At 34.2% G+C, this 14,486-nt stretch carries 15 protein-coding genes; 9 read left to right on the forward strand and 6 right to left on the reverse strand.

Going from position 1 to position 14,486, the window contains the following annotated elements:
• Positions 1-11 precede the first annotated feature (11 nt).
• The 3 genes from OOK92_RS06830 to OOK92_RS06840 all read left to right on the forward strand — a co-directional run bounded on the left by OOK92_RS06830 (position 12) and on the right by OOK92_RS06840 (position 2,431).
• Positions 12-833: a DNA polymerase III subunit delta' gene (locus tag OOK92_RS06830; protein ID WP_264731766.1), complete on the forward strand. Its 822-nt coding sequence runs from the start codon at positions 12-14 to the stop codon at positions 831-833.
• A gap of 73 nt (positions 834-906) precedes the next feature.
• On the forward strand, positions 907-1,701 hold the full coding sequence (locus OOK92_RS06835; protein ID WP_253309489.1) for a hypothetical protein: 795 nt from the start codon (positions 907-909) through the stop codon (positions 1,699-1,701).
• 58 nt (positions 1,702-1,759) lie between these two features.
• A complete protein-coding gene (locus OOK92_RS06840; RefSeq protein ID WP_264735638.1) occupies positions 1,760-2,431 on the forward strand; it encodes a VirB8/TrbF family protein in 672 nt (223 codons plus the stop codon).
• On the opposite strand, the gene OOK92_RS06845 is transcribed toward OOK92_RS06840, so the two are convergent.
• From OOK92_RS06845 to proS, 4 genes are all read right to left on the reverse strand, one after another.
• Complete coding sequence (locus OOK92_RS06845; protein WP_264735639.1) at positions 2,428-3,924, reverse strand: proton-conducting transporter transmembrane domain-containing protein; 1,497 nt, start codon at positions 3,922-3,924, stop codon at positions 2,428-2,430. The genes OOK92_RS06840 and OOK92_RS06845 overlap by 4 nt on opposite strands.
• Positions 3,925-4,447: 523 nt before the next feature.
• Positions 4,448-4,576: a hypothetical protein gene (locus OOK92_RS06850; protein WP_264735640.1), complete on the reverse strand. Its 129-nt coding sequence runs from the start codon at positions 4,574-4,576 to the stop codon at positions 4,448-4,450.
• An 11-nt stretch (positions 4,577-4,587) separates the two neighbouring features.
• The gene (locus OOK92_RS06855) at positions 4,588-4,974 is read right to left on the reverse strand and encodes a holo-[acyl-carrier-protein] synthase (protein WP_264735641.1); all 387 of its coding nucleotides are present in this window, start codon (positions 4,972-4,974) and stop codon (positions 4,588-4,590) included.
• On the reverse strand, positions 4,971-6,239 hold the full coding sequence (proS, locus tag OOK92_RS06860) for a proline--tRNA ligase (protein ID WP_264735642.1): 1,269 nt from the start codon (positions 6,237-6,239) through the stop codon (positions 4,971-4,973). The genes OOK92_RS06855 and proS overlap by 4 nt, the downstream gene beginning before the upstream one ends.
• 155 nt (positions 6,240-6,394) lie before the next feature.
• Between proS and OOK92_RS06865 the strand changes: the two genes are divergently transcribed.
• Both OOK92_RS06865 and OOK92_RS06870 read left to right on the forward strand, forming a co-directional pair.
• Positions 6,395-6,562 (forward strand): hypothetical protein, encoded by a 168-nt coding sequence (locus OOK92_RS06865; protein WP_264735643.1) that lies wholly within the window; start codon positions 6,395-6,397, stop codon positions 6,560-6,562.
• The gene (locus tag OOK92_RS06870) at positions 6,547-7,503 is read left to right on the forward strand and encodes an IS5 family transposase (RefSeq protein ID WP_253309764.1); all 957 of its coding nucleotides are present in this window, start codon (positions 6,547-6,549) and stop codon (positions 7,501-7,503) included. Before OOK92_RS06865 ends, OOK92_RS06870 begins: the two co-directional genes overlap by 16 nt.
• Before the next feature lie 82 nt (positions 7,504-7,585).
• On the opposite strand, the gene OOK92_RS06875 is transcribed toward OOK92_RS06870, so the two are convergent.
• Entirely contained in the window at positions 7,586-7,738 is a 153-nt protein-coding gene (locus tag OOK92_RS06875; RefSeq protein ID WP_264735644.1) for a hypothetical protein, read from the reverse strand.
• Between the two features lie 150 nt (positions 7,739-7,888).
• On the opposite strand from OOK92_RS06875, the gene OOK92_RS06880 reads away from it, so the two are divergent.
• Positions 7,889-9,604: an ABC transporter ATP-binding protein gene (locus OOK92_RS06880; RefSeq protein ID WP_264735645.1), complete on the forward strand. Its 1,716-nt coding sequence runs from the start codon at positions 7,889-7,891 to the stop codon at positions 9,602-9,604.
• Positions 9,605-10,908: 1,304 nt separating this feature from the next.
• On the opposite strand, the gene OOK92_RS06885 is transcribed toward OOK92_RS06880, so the two are convergent.
• The gene (locus OOK92_RS06885; protein WP_264735646.1) at positions 10,909-11,154 is read right to left on the reverse strand and encodes a hypothetical protein; all 246 of its coding nucleotides are present in this window, start codon (positions 11,152-11,154) and stop codon (positions 10,909-10,911) included.
• Positions 11,155-11,665: 511 nt separating this feature from the next.
• On the opposite strand from OOK92_RS06885, the gene OOK92_RS06890 reads away from it, so the two are divergent.
• From OOK92_RS06890 to argS, 3 genes are all read left to right on the forward strand, one after another.
• A complete protein-coding gene (locus tag OOK92_RS06890; RefSeq protein ID WP_264735647.1) occupies positions 11,666-11,806 on the forward strand; it encodes a hypothetical protein in 141 nt (46 codons plus the stop codon).
• An 86-nt stretch (positions 11,807-11,892) separates the two neighbouring features.
• Entirely contained in the window at positions 11,893-12,642 is a 750-nt protein-coding gene (locus OOK92_RS06895; protein WP_264735648.1) for a hypothetical protein, read from the forward strand.
• A gap of 113 nt (positions 12,643-12,755) precedes the next feature.
• Entirely contained in the window at positions 12,756-14,462 is a 1,707-nt protein-coding gene (argS, locus tag OOK92_RS06900) for an arginine--tRNA ligase (protein ID WP_264735649.1), read from the forward strand.
• Positions 14,463-14,486: the final 24 nt, after the last annotated feature.

Raw genomic sequence — 14,486 nt, forward strand, 5'->3', positions numbered from 1 at the left:
TAGGAGAAAGAATGAAAAAAGTAATAGGTCACAACCAGGCCAAAAAAAAATTAATGAACAACTTATCTGTTCAGTCTTGGCTGATCTGTGGTAAAAAAGGTATAGGAAAAGCAACACTTGCAAAATCCTTCTCCAATTGGTTACTCATAAAAAGCTATAATGAAGTAGCATTGGACTTACACATTGTTGAAGGTGATACTATCGGAATAGAAAAAGTCAGAGAAATGAAAAACTTTCTACACTTAAGTCCCATTCAATCAGAGCACAAAATATCTATAATAGATAGCTTAGAGGCAATGACTAATAACGCTAAAAACGCAATATTGAAAATATTAGAAGAGCCGCCAAAAAATTCTAAGATATTTATAATTAGCCATAAGCCATATGATATACAAACTACTATCCAGTGTAGGTGCTTTCAGCTAAATTTACTTCCATTAACTTATGACGAAACAAAGCAAGTTGCTTCATCTCAATGTAAATTTGATGATCAAACGTTTGACGAAATGATTACTTTATTTCCTGGAATGCCAGGAATGATAATAAATGCAATAAGTAGTGATGCTTATGAAGCATACAAATGCTTTTATAAATTTCTTCATGATTTAAAGAATCCCAATATGATTAATAAAGTAATTAATAGCGAAATCGAACTAGAACTAGCATCATATATAATTCAGGCCTTCATTTTAGAAAGCATAAAGAGAGAGGTAAATGGTGTTGAAATTTTACTAGGTCAGTGGAAAAAAATAGATGAACTTTTCGTTGTTGCTAAGCAACTTCACTTAGATAAAAAGCATGTTTTAGCTAATGTAGTTAATATCATGACATAAGTTTACAAAGTATAATACTTTTAACATAAATTCATGATAAAATTCTGTTAATTTAATACTCGAAGTATATAATTTGACTGATAATAAATTAACTGTATGGCAATCAATAGAAGTTTTGACGAAAGCCATACTAAACATGCAGAAAGAATTAAGTTCAATCAAGAATATAGCTTTAGACCAGGACGTCACCTTAGAAAAAGGAAAGGAGTTGTTAAGCGGCATTTATGAAGCAAATTTTAAGCTAAACAAGGCAATCAATATAGCTACTTTGCCAAAAATTGGCTATCATATGCTAAATGGTGAGCTTGTTGTACGTAATCATATCACGGAAGAGGAAGTAAAGATTCCTAGAGATTTTCATTACCTTAAAGTCGTTAAATCCGATCATGATGATTATAAATTAACGTTTTGTAATTTTTTAGGTAATGAGTTCTTTGAATATAAAAAGTATGATCCACAATATTCTGGCGTTTCAGATGAATATAAGTTTGTGGATTTTGGTAGTGTAAAAAAGACTCATAATCTAAAATTTAAGGAATACGTTGGTCATGCACCTAAGTTTTTTGCTGCAGAAGGGCCTATTGAGCCTGGATCTCAAAACCATGCAATTGATCTATTTGAGCTAGTCAAAAGTGGTAAAGGTAGCAAAGTGGGAACCCTCGCTGATGAATTTGGTTATTTTGATGATCAAAATAAATTACATTATTATAATTATCACAAAAGTGCTGAAAGTAATATTTACAATCCTGAAAATTTCAGTGTAAAAATGATCAATGTAGATGTGAGCAAAATCGATAAATTCTACCTTATTGCGGAACAAGGTGATATAATCATTCATCCTATTTTGGAAAATTTAGACATATTTTAAAGTTTTTTAGAGTATCTAATCTTATTGTTATTATAATTGGGTTTGGTAGCATTGTGTTATGGAAGATAAATTGCTTGAATCAGTAAAAAACAAAAGTTATTTCAGTAAAGCAGTCGAATGGTACTGCCATAGGTATCTGTTTTGTGTAGCAGAAAGATCTTGGATGGCATTAATAGTATCGCTTCTCCTAGTATGCTTATGTTTATTAATATTAAACATATACCTGTTATTTCCTGTTAAAAAAGATTTAAATTTTGTGAAGTACATGAACCACACAGAAGATGAGTTCTCTGCAATGCATAAGCTTAGTTTCAGTAAAAAGGAAGATGAATACACTTCCACAGCGAGGTACTTAATAAGTAAATACATTGAAATATACGAGTCCATTAAGATCGTTGAACCGAAGTACCAAGAAAATTTTATAAGAAACAATTCTATACATAAAATCTATCAAGGCTTTCAGGAAAAAACGAACAATGAAGCTGTTAGTTCACCTTCATCCAAAAGAAAAACTGCCAACATAAATGTAATAACATTATCTATTGATCGATCGACCAAGGACTTAGTTACATTTGCTGGAAATGCTACTGTAGTTTTTACAACCGAGCAAAATAAGGAGGTGAAAGATCATACTGTGGAGATTAGCTTCACTTTGTCGAATATAAAAGCAACTCTGGCTGGTATAATACCATTTAAATTTATTGTTAATGGTTATAAATACAGATTTTAAAATATTACTTGGTAGCTAAAAAAAATAACTAAAGTGCATGTAGCAGTAATAACTGGAGGTAAAACTAGAAGAATTGGCGTTTTTTTAATAAAGTAATTCTGAGAAGGTTTTAAGAAAAAGGCATTGTAAATTATCGGTAAAAAGTACAGAGCGTTAAGTATAGTACTAACAATTAACACTAGAGTTACAAACACAGAAAGTATTACATTGCCAGAGTTGAAAACAGCTTGAAAAATGAGAAATTTACCCCAAAAAGTCGGAGCAGGCGGCACCCCTATCATAGACAATGCACCTATAGCAAATGCTGTCATGTTAATTGGCATACTGCGTCCTATACCGTGAATCTTATCTATATATTTCTCACCTGTTTTCGTTATTATTGCTCCGGCAATGAAAAACAAAGTGATTTTTGCAAATGCGTGGCAAACTAATTGAAAAATTGCAACCCTCATGCTGAGCTCACTAAAAATTGAAGCAAATAATATAATATACGACAATTGAGAGATGGTAGAGTAAGCAAGCAATTTCTTTAATTCTTTTTGCTTTAATGCAATCAATGATGCAGTAATAATAGTAAATCCAGCAGCGTACGGAAGCCACCCTCCAGCAAACCAATTTTGCTGCACAAAACGTTGTATGTTATCGACGCCGAAAGTGTATAATATAACTTTTATGATGATGAAAACTCCGGATTTCACAACAGCAACAGCATGTAATAGTGCACTCACAGGAGTTGGTGCAACCATTGCTTTTGGTAACCAAAAATGCATTGGCATTAATGCAGCTTTTCCTATTCCATAAATCAGCATAGCAAAACACACTGCAATGAAAGTGATGAGTGAAGTATCAAATTTGAATATTCCACCACTTACAAAGTCTAAAGTATGAAATTCATTATATAAAAGGCCTATTGCAGGAAAAAATAATACTAAAGAAGAGAAAAATAGCACGCCAAAGTAATAGCGCCCTGCAATCATTGATTCATTTGTTGAGTTGTAAGTAACCAGAGGGTATGTACTAATAGTTAGAAGCTCATAAAAAACAAATGTAGTGAGCAAATCTCCAGAAAAAGCAATAAACATTGCACAGCTAATCGATATTGAAAAAAAGCATAGAAAACTTGAGTGATTGCTATCAGCATAGTTATTCTGCATATAACATATTGCGTATATACTGGTTAGTATCCATAAAAACGATATTAATAAACTGAATATTACTCCGGTAGACTCTAGCTTTAAACTAATGTGCAAATTATTACCAAAATCCATGAGAATAAATTGAGAATGATCACCATATACCCAATATAAAGTGCACAGACACGTATACGTAAACAGAAGTACAGAAGAAGTGACAGTAATACTATTGTTCACTCTGGACCATTTACCAGTAAAAAAGGTAACAAAAGCACTTAAAAGCGGAATCAACGCAGTAATTAATAAATAATTCTCGGTAATTGAAAATGGTAAGGAAAGATACATTAAGATATAGTCCATTAAATTTTCTGCTTAGGTAAAGCTAGAATTATACTCAAATCATAGAAAAACTGCTATGTTTTTTTGGTAAACTAGTTGTTTGTGTATGCTATAGCTATACCGCCGCGGTATCTCTAGATCCCGCTAACTAGTAGCGGGATGACGAATTTGTCGTTACGTCATACCGCGATTCATTCGCGGTATCTCATCCGCTAACTAGTAGCGGGATGACGAATTTGTTGTTTTTCAAATTGTAGGTAAACATACTGTAATTGTATTGAACAATTTAAGTTGTCATTCCAGCGCGTGACGCTGGAATGGCTTTGTTGCATCGCTAGCTATGATGGATTAAAGATAAAAAAGATGGAGAATATCAGTAGCTTATTATTCTGGTATTTATAACAAGAACGGTCAGTGAATACCTAAATTTGAGTAAAAGAAATTTCACTACCACTCACTAATCCGGCTAAAATTCAAGAATTTCAATGCTTTAGCTATTTTCAATAGAATTAAGTTTATTAATATAAATAATAAATTACTATTCTTAAATTTGATCAGATTGATTGCAAAAAAACAAGATTTTCAATAGGTTGCTTATAATCCTAGCTATAGTTAGCCTTTCATAAGTAGCGATGCAACAAAGCCATCCTATGGTCAAGCCATAGGATGACAAAAGAGTAAACTTTATCTGTGTGAGCTATAGACGCAAATTATAACAAATGCAGTAGCGTAATCTCCATCGTCACTCAGAGAAAGATGAATCTTGTAGTCCTTTGAGATGAAATCCTTTCTGACAGCAATATATGGTTTTCCTCTTACATCGCTGTATATTTCTATATCTTTCATTATAATGCCCTGGCTAAATCCAGTACCTCGTGCTTTAACAAAAGCTTCTTTTGCTGCAAAGCGTTTGGCAAAATACCTTGCTCGCATTTCTTGACTATTATACTTTCTACTTAGCTCTATTTCTTTTTCAGTGTAGATTCTATTGAGAAATTTTTCCCCGTATTTTTGTAATATTCTCAATACTCTTGGTATATATACTATGTCAGTGCCGATACCGCGTATCATTTTGTGCTAAAGCGATTTATTGCTTCCTCAATCTGCATTTCTTTTACCTCTCCAGTTGCTCTATTTTTTACTTCAACTATATTTTCATCTATTGCCTTTTTTCCAACAATTATTTGCCACGGCAAGCCTATCAGATCCATTCTAGAAAATTTTACTCCTATACTTCTTTCCGTATCATCGTAAAGCACTTCATCACTTTTCAAAGCTTTGTATATTTTATCTGCAGCCTCCGTTACTTTCGTTTGTAAATTGATTAAACCAATTCTGAAAGGAGCCACCGATTCTGGCCAGATAATTCCTTTATCATCATGAAAAGCTTCTATTATTGCACCAACAAGTCTTGAAACCCCAATGCCATACGAACCCATATGTATATTGACATTTTTTCCATCTTGAGAAGTAACACTTGCTTTCATAGGCTTTGAATATTTGTCGCCAAAATAAAAAATATGCCCTATTTCAATACCTTTACTAACATTTAACTGCTCTTGTGATATAGGGCAAGTCTCAGGATCATGCATATCATCTGCAACTGCGTATATACTCTTTAAACTTTCAATATCTTCACTTTCTAGTAGTTCAGAAAATTTATTGTCATAATATAAAGTGCTCTCACCAGTGTTTGCCAATATATGAAACTCGTGGCTCAAATTTCCTCCAATTGGCCCAGTGTCCGCTCTCACTCCAATTGGAGTAAGTCCCATGCGTTTGAAGATTTTTATGTAAGTTTTGTACATCAAATTATATGAATTCAGTGCACCTTCGTAATCTACATCAAAACTGTATGCATCCTTCATCAGAAATTCCCTACCCCTCATAACACCATAACGTGGTCTTACCTCATCACGGAATTTCCACTGGATATGATACAAACAAAGTGGCAAATCTTTGTAACTTTTTACCACATCTCTAATTAGATCAGTTGCTACCTCCTCATGCGTTGGACCGAAAAGCATATCTTCCTCATGCCTATCCCTTATACGTAGCATTTCCTTACCGTAATCATCGTAACGTCCCGATTCTCGCCAAAGATTTGCTGGTTGCACACAAGGCATTAATGCTTCAATTGCACCAGATTTATCCATTTCATCTCTGATAATATCTTCAATATTCTTAAGCACGCGCAGACCAAGCGGCAACCACGTATAGATGCCAGATGCTATCTGCTTTATTAAACCTGCACGTAAAGAATATTGATGGGAGATAATTTTAGCATGGGTAGGCTTTTCCTTTAGAGTTGGTAGGTAATATTTGGATAAACGCATATAATAGACCTGATTGTATTAAGTAATCTTAATACAATCAGACCTGTAGGTAAACTTATTTTGAAAAAGAAGGGAAGTGTGTGGTACTTCCCTTGATAATTTTATAGCTACCGTGGTCTTGGTACAACATTTTCATCCCGCTAACAAGTAGCGGGATGACGATTGTCAGGGTGTCATCCCAGCGCCCCTATGATGTCATCCGAGTAGCTGACACTGGGATGGCTTTGTTGCATCGCTCAAGTGAAAAGAACTGGCAGTTACTGACAAAATTCATTATAAATAGCCATTTAACTGTTGAAGAAAAAATATGCCACAAAAAATGAGAGTCAGTAACTGCCATGAATATAACAAATTTCTCCAAGAAAGAGGAAGCATTTTTTGTTATATCAATGACGCCATAGAAAATTGGTACGAGAATTGTCCAAAAATGCAGGGCGGCAACTATATTTATAGTGATAAAGTTGTGATTTTGGTGCATATAATCGTCAGTTTCTTTAGAATTGGTTTAAGACAAACAGTCGGGTTTATAAAAGGGTATTTGCAACAAATAGGAAGAGATTTGGCAGTTATCAGCTATTCACAAGCATCAAGAAGGTTTAAGAAACTTAATATTAAGATAAATGATTGCAGAATTGATAAAAATAATATGGAAGATATCGAAATTGCTATGGACAGTACAGGAATTAGTATATACAACAACACTCCTGGTCACAGCAAGGAAAATAGCACTGACAGAAAATATCGTGGCTATGAGCAAACGAGAAAATTGCACGTAATGTTGAATATAAACAACAAAAAAGCCATAGCTGTAAAATACAGTAACGGTGTCTACTCTGATCACTATGGAGCTTGTGATTTGCTAAAAGAAGTTGATTTTCAGCATGCCATAAAAGCACTATATGCAGATAGAGCATGTGATAGGCACAAGTTTTATAAGTTGTGTAACGAATATGATATAAAGACAAAAATTCCACCAATAAACAATGCGGCAGAACATCCAGAAATAGATTATATGTCTGACAGGAATGCTGCTATTAGGTTAATAAAACTATACGGTGAAGATGGCATGAAAGAATGGAAAAAAGAAGTAAATTATGGGAAAAGATCTTATATTGAAGGGTTTTTCTCAAGATTAAAGCAAATATTCGGATTTAGTTTTAGGAATAAATCTGAGATAAATCGAGAAAAAGAACTGCTAATCAAATGCTATTTGCTTAATAAATTCACTGATATTGGTATGGCTAAATTTGAGATAGTTACATGAATTTACCATAAATCACCATCTCATAAAGTGTGATGCAACAAAGCCATCCCAGTGTCTGGGCACTGGGATGACAAAAAAGGGGCTACTCGGATGACAAAGAAATAGGCACTGGGATGACAAAAAAGGGGCTACTCGGATGACAAAGAAATAGGCACTGGGATGACGAGAAAGGAGTACTGGAATGACACCTACGCACGCTCACTTTGTCATTCCAGCGTGTGACCAGAAAAAACATAGACCCCAAGTGTCAGCTACTTGAACAACATCACTTTGCTTAAAAATTGCAACGTTTGTACACGGTATGACGTTAGCTATTGTGCTACACCTTTCCCCTTTCCCCTGAAACTAAAATCTATATACTTAACTTTAGAAACTTCAAAATACGATGCGATCTAATATTAGAGAGTTATTTTGCTATATAAAGCCTAATCTATCTTATTTCATCATAGCTTTTATTGCAGTTTTATTTTCAGCCTTAACGATCCTCCTCTTTGGCAGAGGCTTAAGCAACATAATTGATTCTGGCACAGAGCACGATTTTACTACCAAACTATTAGTTGCAATACTTATAGTTTTAGCCATTTCTCTCACTGCATTTACTCGGTTATATTTCATTGGCATTGGCAGCGAGAAAGTTATCGCAAGAATCAGATATGACTTATATAGCAGTATCACTGACTTGCAACCAAGTTTCTTTGAGAACACAGGCGTACAAGATGTTATCTCAGCACTCATTACTGATACCTCTGCGCTGCAATCAATAATAAATAGCAGCCTACTCACCATATTGCGAAATTTTGTAATATTAATTGGCAGTGTTGCCATGTTATTATATACAAATCTGCACCTAACTGCGTATGCAGCCGCAATAGTACCTATACTACTCATTATTATGACCTCATTTGGAAAAAAAGTGCGTAGCTATGCACGCTTTGCCCAGGATAAATTAAGTGAGCTTGCATCACTTAGTGAGGAAAATTTTCGATCTATAGTGACTATCAAATCGTTTGTACTCGAAGAAAATGAAAAAACCCGTTTTAAGGAGTATTTAAACTCAGTATCAAAATCATACGTAAAATTAGTACTCTTGCGTGCTATTTTAGTAACTCTAGTTATCACGTGTGTGATAGGTTCACTAGTTGTTTTGCTCTTTTTTGGTATTAAAGAAGTCTTAAGCAATAATATAACTATTGGAGAACTCTCCTCATTTGTGTTTTATTCAGCGCTTGCGGCAGGAGCTATAAATAATTTGAGCGATAATATCAGTGATTTACAACGAGGTCTTGGAATAGTAGAGCGTTTATTTGAATTTAAAAATATGAAAAGCTCTATAGCAGATGCCAATGATCCTATAAAAATTTGTAGTGTTCAAAAAGGAATTTCGTTTAATGGCGTGACATTTTTTTATGAATCTCAGTCTGATAAGCCAGCGTTAAATAACATATCATTTTCTATAAAGGCAGGTCAAGTAGTATCAATTGTTGGACCATCTGGCAGTGGTAAAAGCACCATTTTAAAACTTCTGCTCCGTTTTCATGATCCAAGCAGAGGCAGCATTACTATCGATGGGCACAATATTAAGTCAATTGCGTTAAATGACCTCAGATTGTTGTTTGGCTTAGTGCCACAAGATAACATAATATTCTCTTGCTCAATAATGGAAAATATACTATATGGCAAACCTGGTGCTGAATATGAAGAAGTGAAGCAAGCAGCTATCAGCGCTTATGCGATGGAATTTATTGATAAGCTGCCTGATAAATTTGATACATTTGTAGGAAAAAGAGGATTAAAACTTTCTGAAGGACAAAAACAACGTATTATAATAGCAAGAGCCATACTCAAAAACCCTCAGGTTTTAATACTGGATGAAGCAACCTCTGCCCTTGATTATAAAAGTGAGAACCTCGTGCAAAAAGCATTAAGCAAGTTAATGCAAAACAGAACAACGATCGTAATTACACACAGACTATCAACTGCACTTAAAACTGACAAGATTATAGTAATTAATCACGGAAAAGTAGAAGAAGTAGGGACTCATGACTCCCTAATAAGTAAAGACGGGTTGTATGCAAAACTGGCGAAGATACAGTGGAATTGAAAGAAAATTTACATCATATCGTTAGTTGATATGCTAGATTTATAATTAAAGTTATTAAATTTTTAATCATTTTAATTTATAATAATCTTATAGTATTTTTTTAAGGATCATTATGACTTATCATTACAGTAATTTACCAAAACTACCATTTACGGGTTATAATTTGCCAGCTTTACCAGCACCAGTATCGAACTGTGCACAAGCTTGTGCACCTGCATACGCACCTTGTGCTACTAATTCGTGCCACAATCATTTTAACTCATATCATAACTATTATGACACATGTTATAATCCTTGTGATGAATTTGGGTTTCTTTATTAGAAGATTGTTTTTAAACAACTCATAAACGCACGTCTAGCTATACGTGCTTCCAAGAGCACATGGTTTCCCATGTGCTTCACATTTTGCTTGAAAATATAATAAACAGGTGCTTACTTGTTATTCACAGTAACCATATATTACAATTTATTTCAGCAACACGACTAATTTGACTACTGACAGCTTCTTCTTGGAATCTTATCATTATTCTACCATAGTAAAACTTTTAACTCTAATATCTGCTACATTAAAGTCGTATTTTGAAATGTACTGTAAGTTTGTATATGCTAATTTTAGCCTCAAAATTATTAAATCATTAACTTTTTTATCCTATAATAATCTCATAGTATTTTTTTAAGGATCATTATGACTTATCATTACAGTAATTTACCAAAACTACCATTTACGGGTTATAATTTGCCAGCTTTACCAGCACCAGTATCGAACATGGCTTATAATTTGCCAGCTTTACCAGCACCAGTATCGAACTGTGCACAAGCTTGTGCACCTGCATACGCACCTTGTGCTACTAATTCGTGCCACAATCATTTTAACTCATATCATAACTATCATGACACATGTCATAATCCTTGTGATGAATTTGGGTTTCTTTATTAGAAGATTGTTTTTAAACAACTCATAAACGCGTGTCTAGCTATACGCGCTTCCAAGAGCACATGGGTGTTATTCAACCCATGTGTTTCACATTTTGCTTGAGAGGATAAGCAAGTTGTTATTCGCAGTGGCTATAGCAGTTCTACCAAAATTTATTTCAGCAACACAACTAATTTGACTACTGACAGCTCTTTCTTGGAATCTTATCATTATTCTGCCATAGTAAAACTTCCAACTCTAATATCTGCTACATTAAAATCGTATTTTGAAATGTACTGTAAGTTTGTGTATGCTAGTTTTAACCTTAGAATTATTAAATCATTAACTTTTTTATCCTATAATAATTCAATAGTTACTTTTTAAAGGATTTTTATGACTTACAATTTTTCTTCGTATCCACATATGGATCCATGTATTTCTGCACGCACAGCTTGCATAACTGATCCACGGTACCATCATAACTTTGACCCACGTTGCCATAACCGCTGGCATGATGGACTCGAATTAAATATACAGCTTCCCGAATTAGATTTAAATATACCACCTTGTCCTGCTTGTCCTGCTTGTCCCCCTTGTCCCCCTGTTCCTGCTTGTCCCCCTTATGGCTTTGTTGCATCGCTAGCTATGATGGATTAAAGATAAAAAAGATGGAGAATATCAGTAGCTTATTATTCTGGTATTTATAACAAGAACGGTCAGTGAATACCTAAATTTGAGTAAAAGAAATTTCACTACCACTCACTAATCCGGCTAAAATTCAAGAATTTCAATGCTTTAGCTATTTTCAATAGAATTAAGTTTATTAATATAAATAATAAATTACTATTCTTAAATTTGATCAGATTGATTGCAAAAAAACAAGATTTTCAATAGGTTGCTTATAATCCTAGCTATAGTTAGCCTTTCATAAGTAGCGATGCAACAAAGCCCCCCCTTATCCACAAGTTAAGCCTGAACCTGAATCTAAAATAATCGTTGATTTTTCAAAGCTTGCAATAACGGTCAACCCAATAACTGATGATATTCTTGATATTGAGACCAAAGAGCCAACAGGCTACAAGTTTAAAGAATGTGCAAAAATTATTCAGAATTCTAAAAACAACCTTCAGGTTATAGATGGTAAACTTGTGGGCAATTGTGAAGACAATTCTGCATGTGATAAATGTGTAGAAGTAATAAACTCTTCTATATTAGATGCAAAAAGTGCTGAAGCCTTTTTTTCTACCCACAATATGTCAGTGCTAGAAGGCACTGTTCATATTATATAAAAGTAATACAGTGTGTACATTGTTAGTACACACTTTCACTTTATAGTTAATTTTTTAATAATTTTATTTACTAATGGAGATATTTTATGCCAACGAATACTTTTTCTTGTCCGAATCAAAAAAATGCAAATCATGTACGTATATTGCCACTTGATACGTGCTATGTCAGTGATATGTTAAAAATTAATTTGTTCACAAAGTTGGATGATTGTAAAGTCAATAAGAGTAAGTTGATTTATGATAAATGTGGTAAAGATCTTAAGTGTAAAATTGATGATAAGACTATGAATGAATTGAAAAAATGTTTTAAGTTTGAGATTGATGATAAGACTAAGAATGAACTGAAAGAAAATATTAAGGATGAACTGGAGAAAGGTCTTAAGTTTGAGATTGGTGATAAAACTAAGAATGAACTGAAAGAAATTATTAAGAATGAACTGAAGAAAGGTCTTAAGTTTGAGATTGATGATAAGACTAAGAATGAACTGAAAGAAAATATTAAGAATGAACTAGAAAAAGGTCTTAAGTTTGAGATTAGTGATAAGACTAAGAATGAACTGAAAGAAATTATTAAGAATGAACTGAAGAAAGAGAAAGAGCCTGATGATGTTAAAGAACCTGATGGTGTTAAAGAACCTGATGGTGTTAAAGAACCTGATGGTGTTAAAGAACCTGATGATGTTAAAGAGCCTGATGATGTTAAAGAACCTGATGGTGTTAAAGAACCTGATGGTGTTAAAGAACCTGATGATGTTAAAGAACCTGATGCTGGTAATGATGGTGACAGCGAAGGTATGGCTTTCTCTTACCATGGTTACGGCAACGACTTAATATAAACTATAACTTTCCTAGATCATTTAATCTAGGAAGGTAAAATAGTTAAGATAACTCTTCAACTAGCCCCACTTGTCCGCTATACTGCTCTAGGTTTTCATAGTTTTTCTAGTTGATGAACATTTTCAAACATGTTTCCTCTCTAATTTCCAGCAAATTAAATGAGTTGAAGCAAAGGGGTGTCATAAATACAAGTGCGGCAAATTTTATTGTAGAGCCTCCAAGCAATAGAGCACATGGTGATATCTATACAAATGTTGCTATGGTGCTTGCAAAGCATGAAAAGAAGAATCCAGTTGAGATTGCAGAGGTTTTAGCTAAAGAGTTTGAACTTTTTGATGAAGTTGCAAAAGTGGAAATAGCGGGCCCTGGTTTCATCAACATGCACTTAAAAATAGAAGTATGGCATGGAATTTTAAAACAAATAAATGAGCTGAAAACAGAGTTTGGCACCCTAGATATAGGGAACAATCAGGCCATCAATGTTGAATTTGTATCGGCAAATCCAACTGGTCCACTGCATATTGGTCATGCAAGAGGAGCAGTATTTGGTGACGTTTTGGCAAATTTATTGAAAAAAGTTGGTTATAAAGTTACTAAGGAATACTATATTAATGATGCTGGAGCGCAGATAGATACACTAATAAAGTCAGTATATTTGCGGTATAAGGAAGCTCTGGGAGAAAAAATCAGCATTGAAAAAGGTTTATACCCAGGTGAATATTTAAAACCGATAGGGAATGGGCTAGCCAAAAAATATGGCAAGGAGCTTCTAGAAAAGCAAGATAATCAGGTGATTAGAGAATATACTTTAAGTTCTATCTTAGAATTCATAAAGGAAGACATGAACTTACTTGGGGTAAGTCATGATGTTTTTACTTCAGAATATGAGCTACAAAAAAGTGGCAAAATTGAAGAGAGTATAAAGATATTGTCTGACAAGGGTTTGGTGCATGAAGGGTACCTGGAGAAACCAAAAGGCAAAGAAAGTGAAAACTGGACTTCCAGAAAAGAAATGTTATTTCGCTCTACAAAATTTGGTGATGACGTTGACCGCGCATTGAAGAAAGAGGACGGCAGTTGGACTTATTTTGCCTCAGATATCGCTTACCATTTTGATAAGATATCACGTGGTTTTAATAATATGATAGTAGCAGTCGGTAGTGATCATAGTGGTTATATCAAAAGGCTAAAAGCAGTTGTCTCTGCACTAAGTGATGATCAAGCAAAAATAGAGGTAAAACTGCATAATATTGTGAATTTTTTCGAGAATGGCAAACCTGTTAAGATGTCCAAAAGATCAGGAAACTTCCTCACAGCAAGAGATGTAGTGGAAGAAGTTGGCAGGGACATAACTCGTTTTATAATGTTAACACGCAAGAATGATATGGTCTTGGACTTTGATTTTGCTAAAGTTAAAGAACAGTCAAAAGACAACCCTATTTTTTACGTGCAATATGCGCATGCTCGTGCTCATTCGTTAATGCGTAATGCTCCAAAAGAGCTCCCAACAGCAGACCCTTCACTTTTAAAGACCGATGGGGAGCTCTTCCTCATAAAAACCTTAGCAAAGTGGCCAAATGTGATAGAAACAGCGGCAAGGCTTTATGAGCCACACAGAATTACTTTCTACTTACTTGAAGTTGCAGAAGCGTTTCACGTTTTATGGGGACATGGCAAGAGTGATTTAAACATGCGGTTCATACTGGAAGACAACTTAAACCTCACCGCTGCAAGAATGTTTCTCGTCCAAGCCTTAGCGCACGTCATCGCTTCTGGACTTTCCATCTTTAATATAGAACCGTTAGAAGAAATGAGTTGACTTTTTTTGTGCAAGATTGTTTTT

Origin of the sequence: Wolbachia endosymbiont (group A) of Rhinocyllus conicus, assembly GCF_947250775.1 — a bacterium.
GTDB lineage: Bacteria > Pseudomonadota > Alphaproteobacteria > Rickettsiales > Anaplasmataceae > Wolbachia.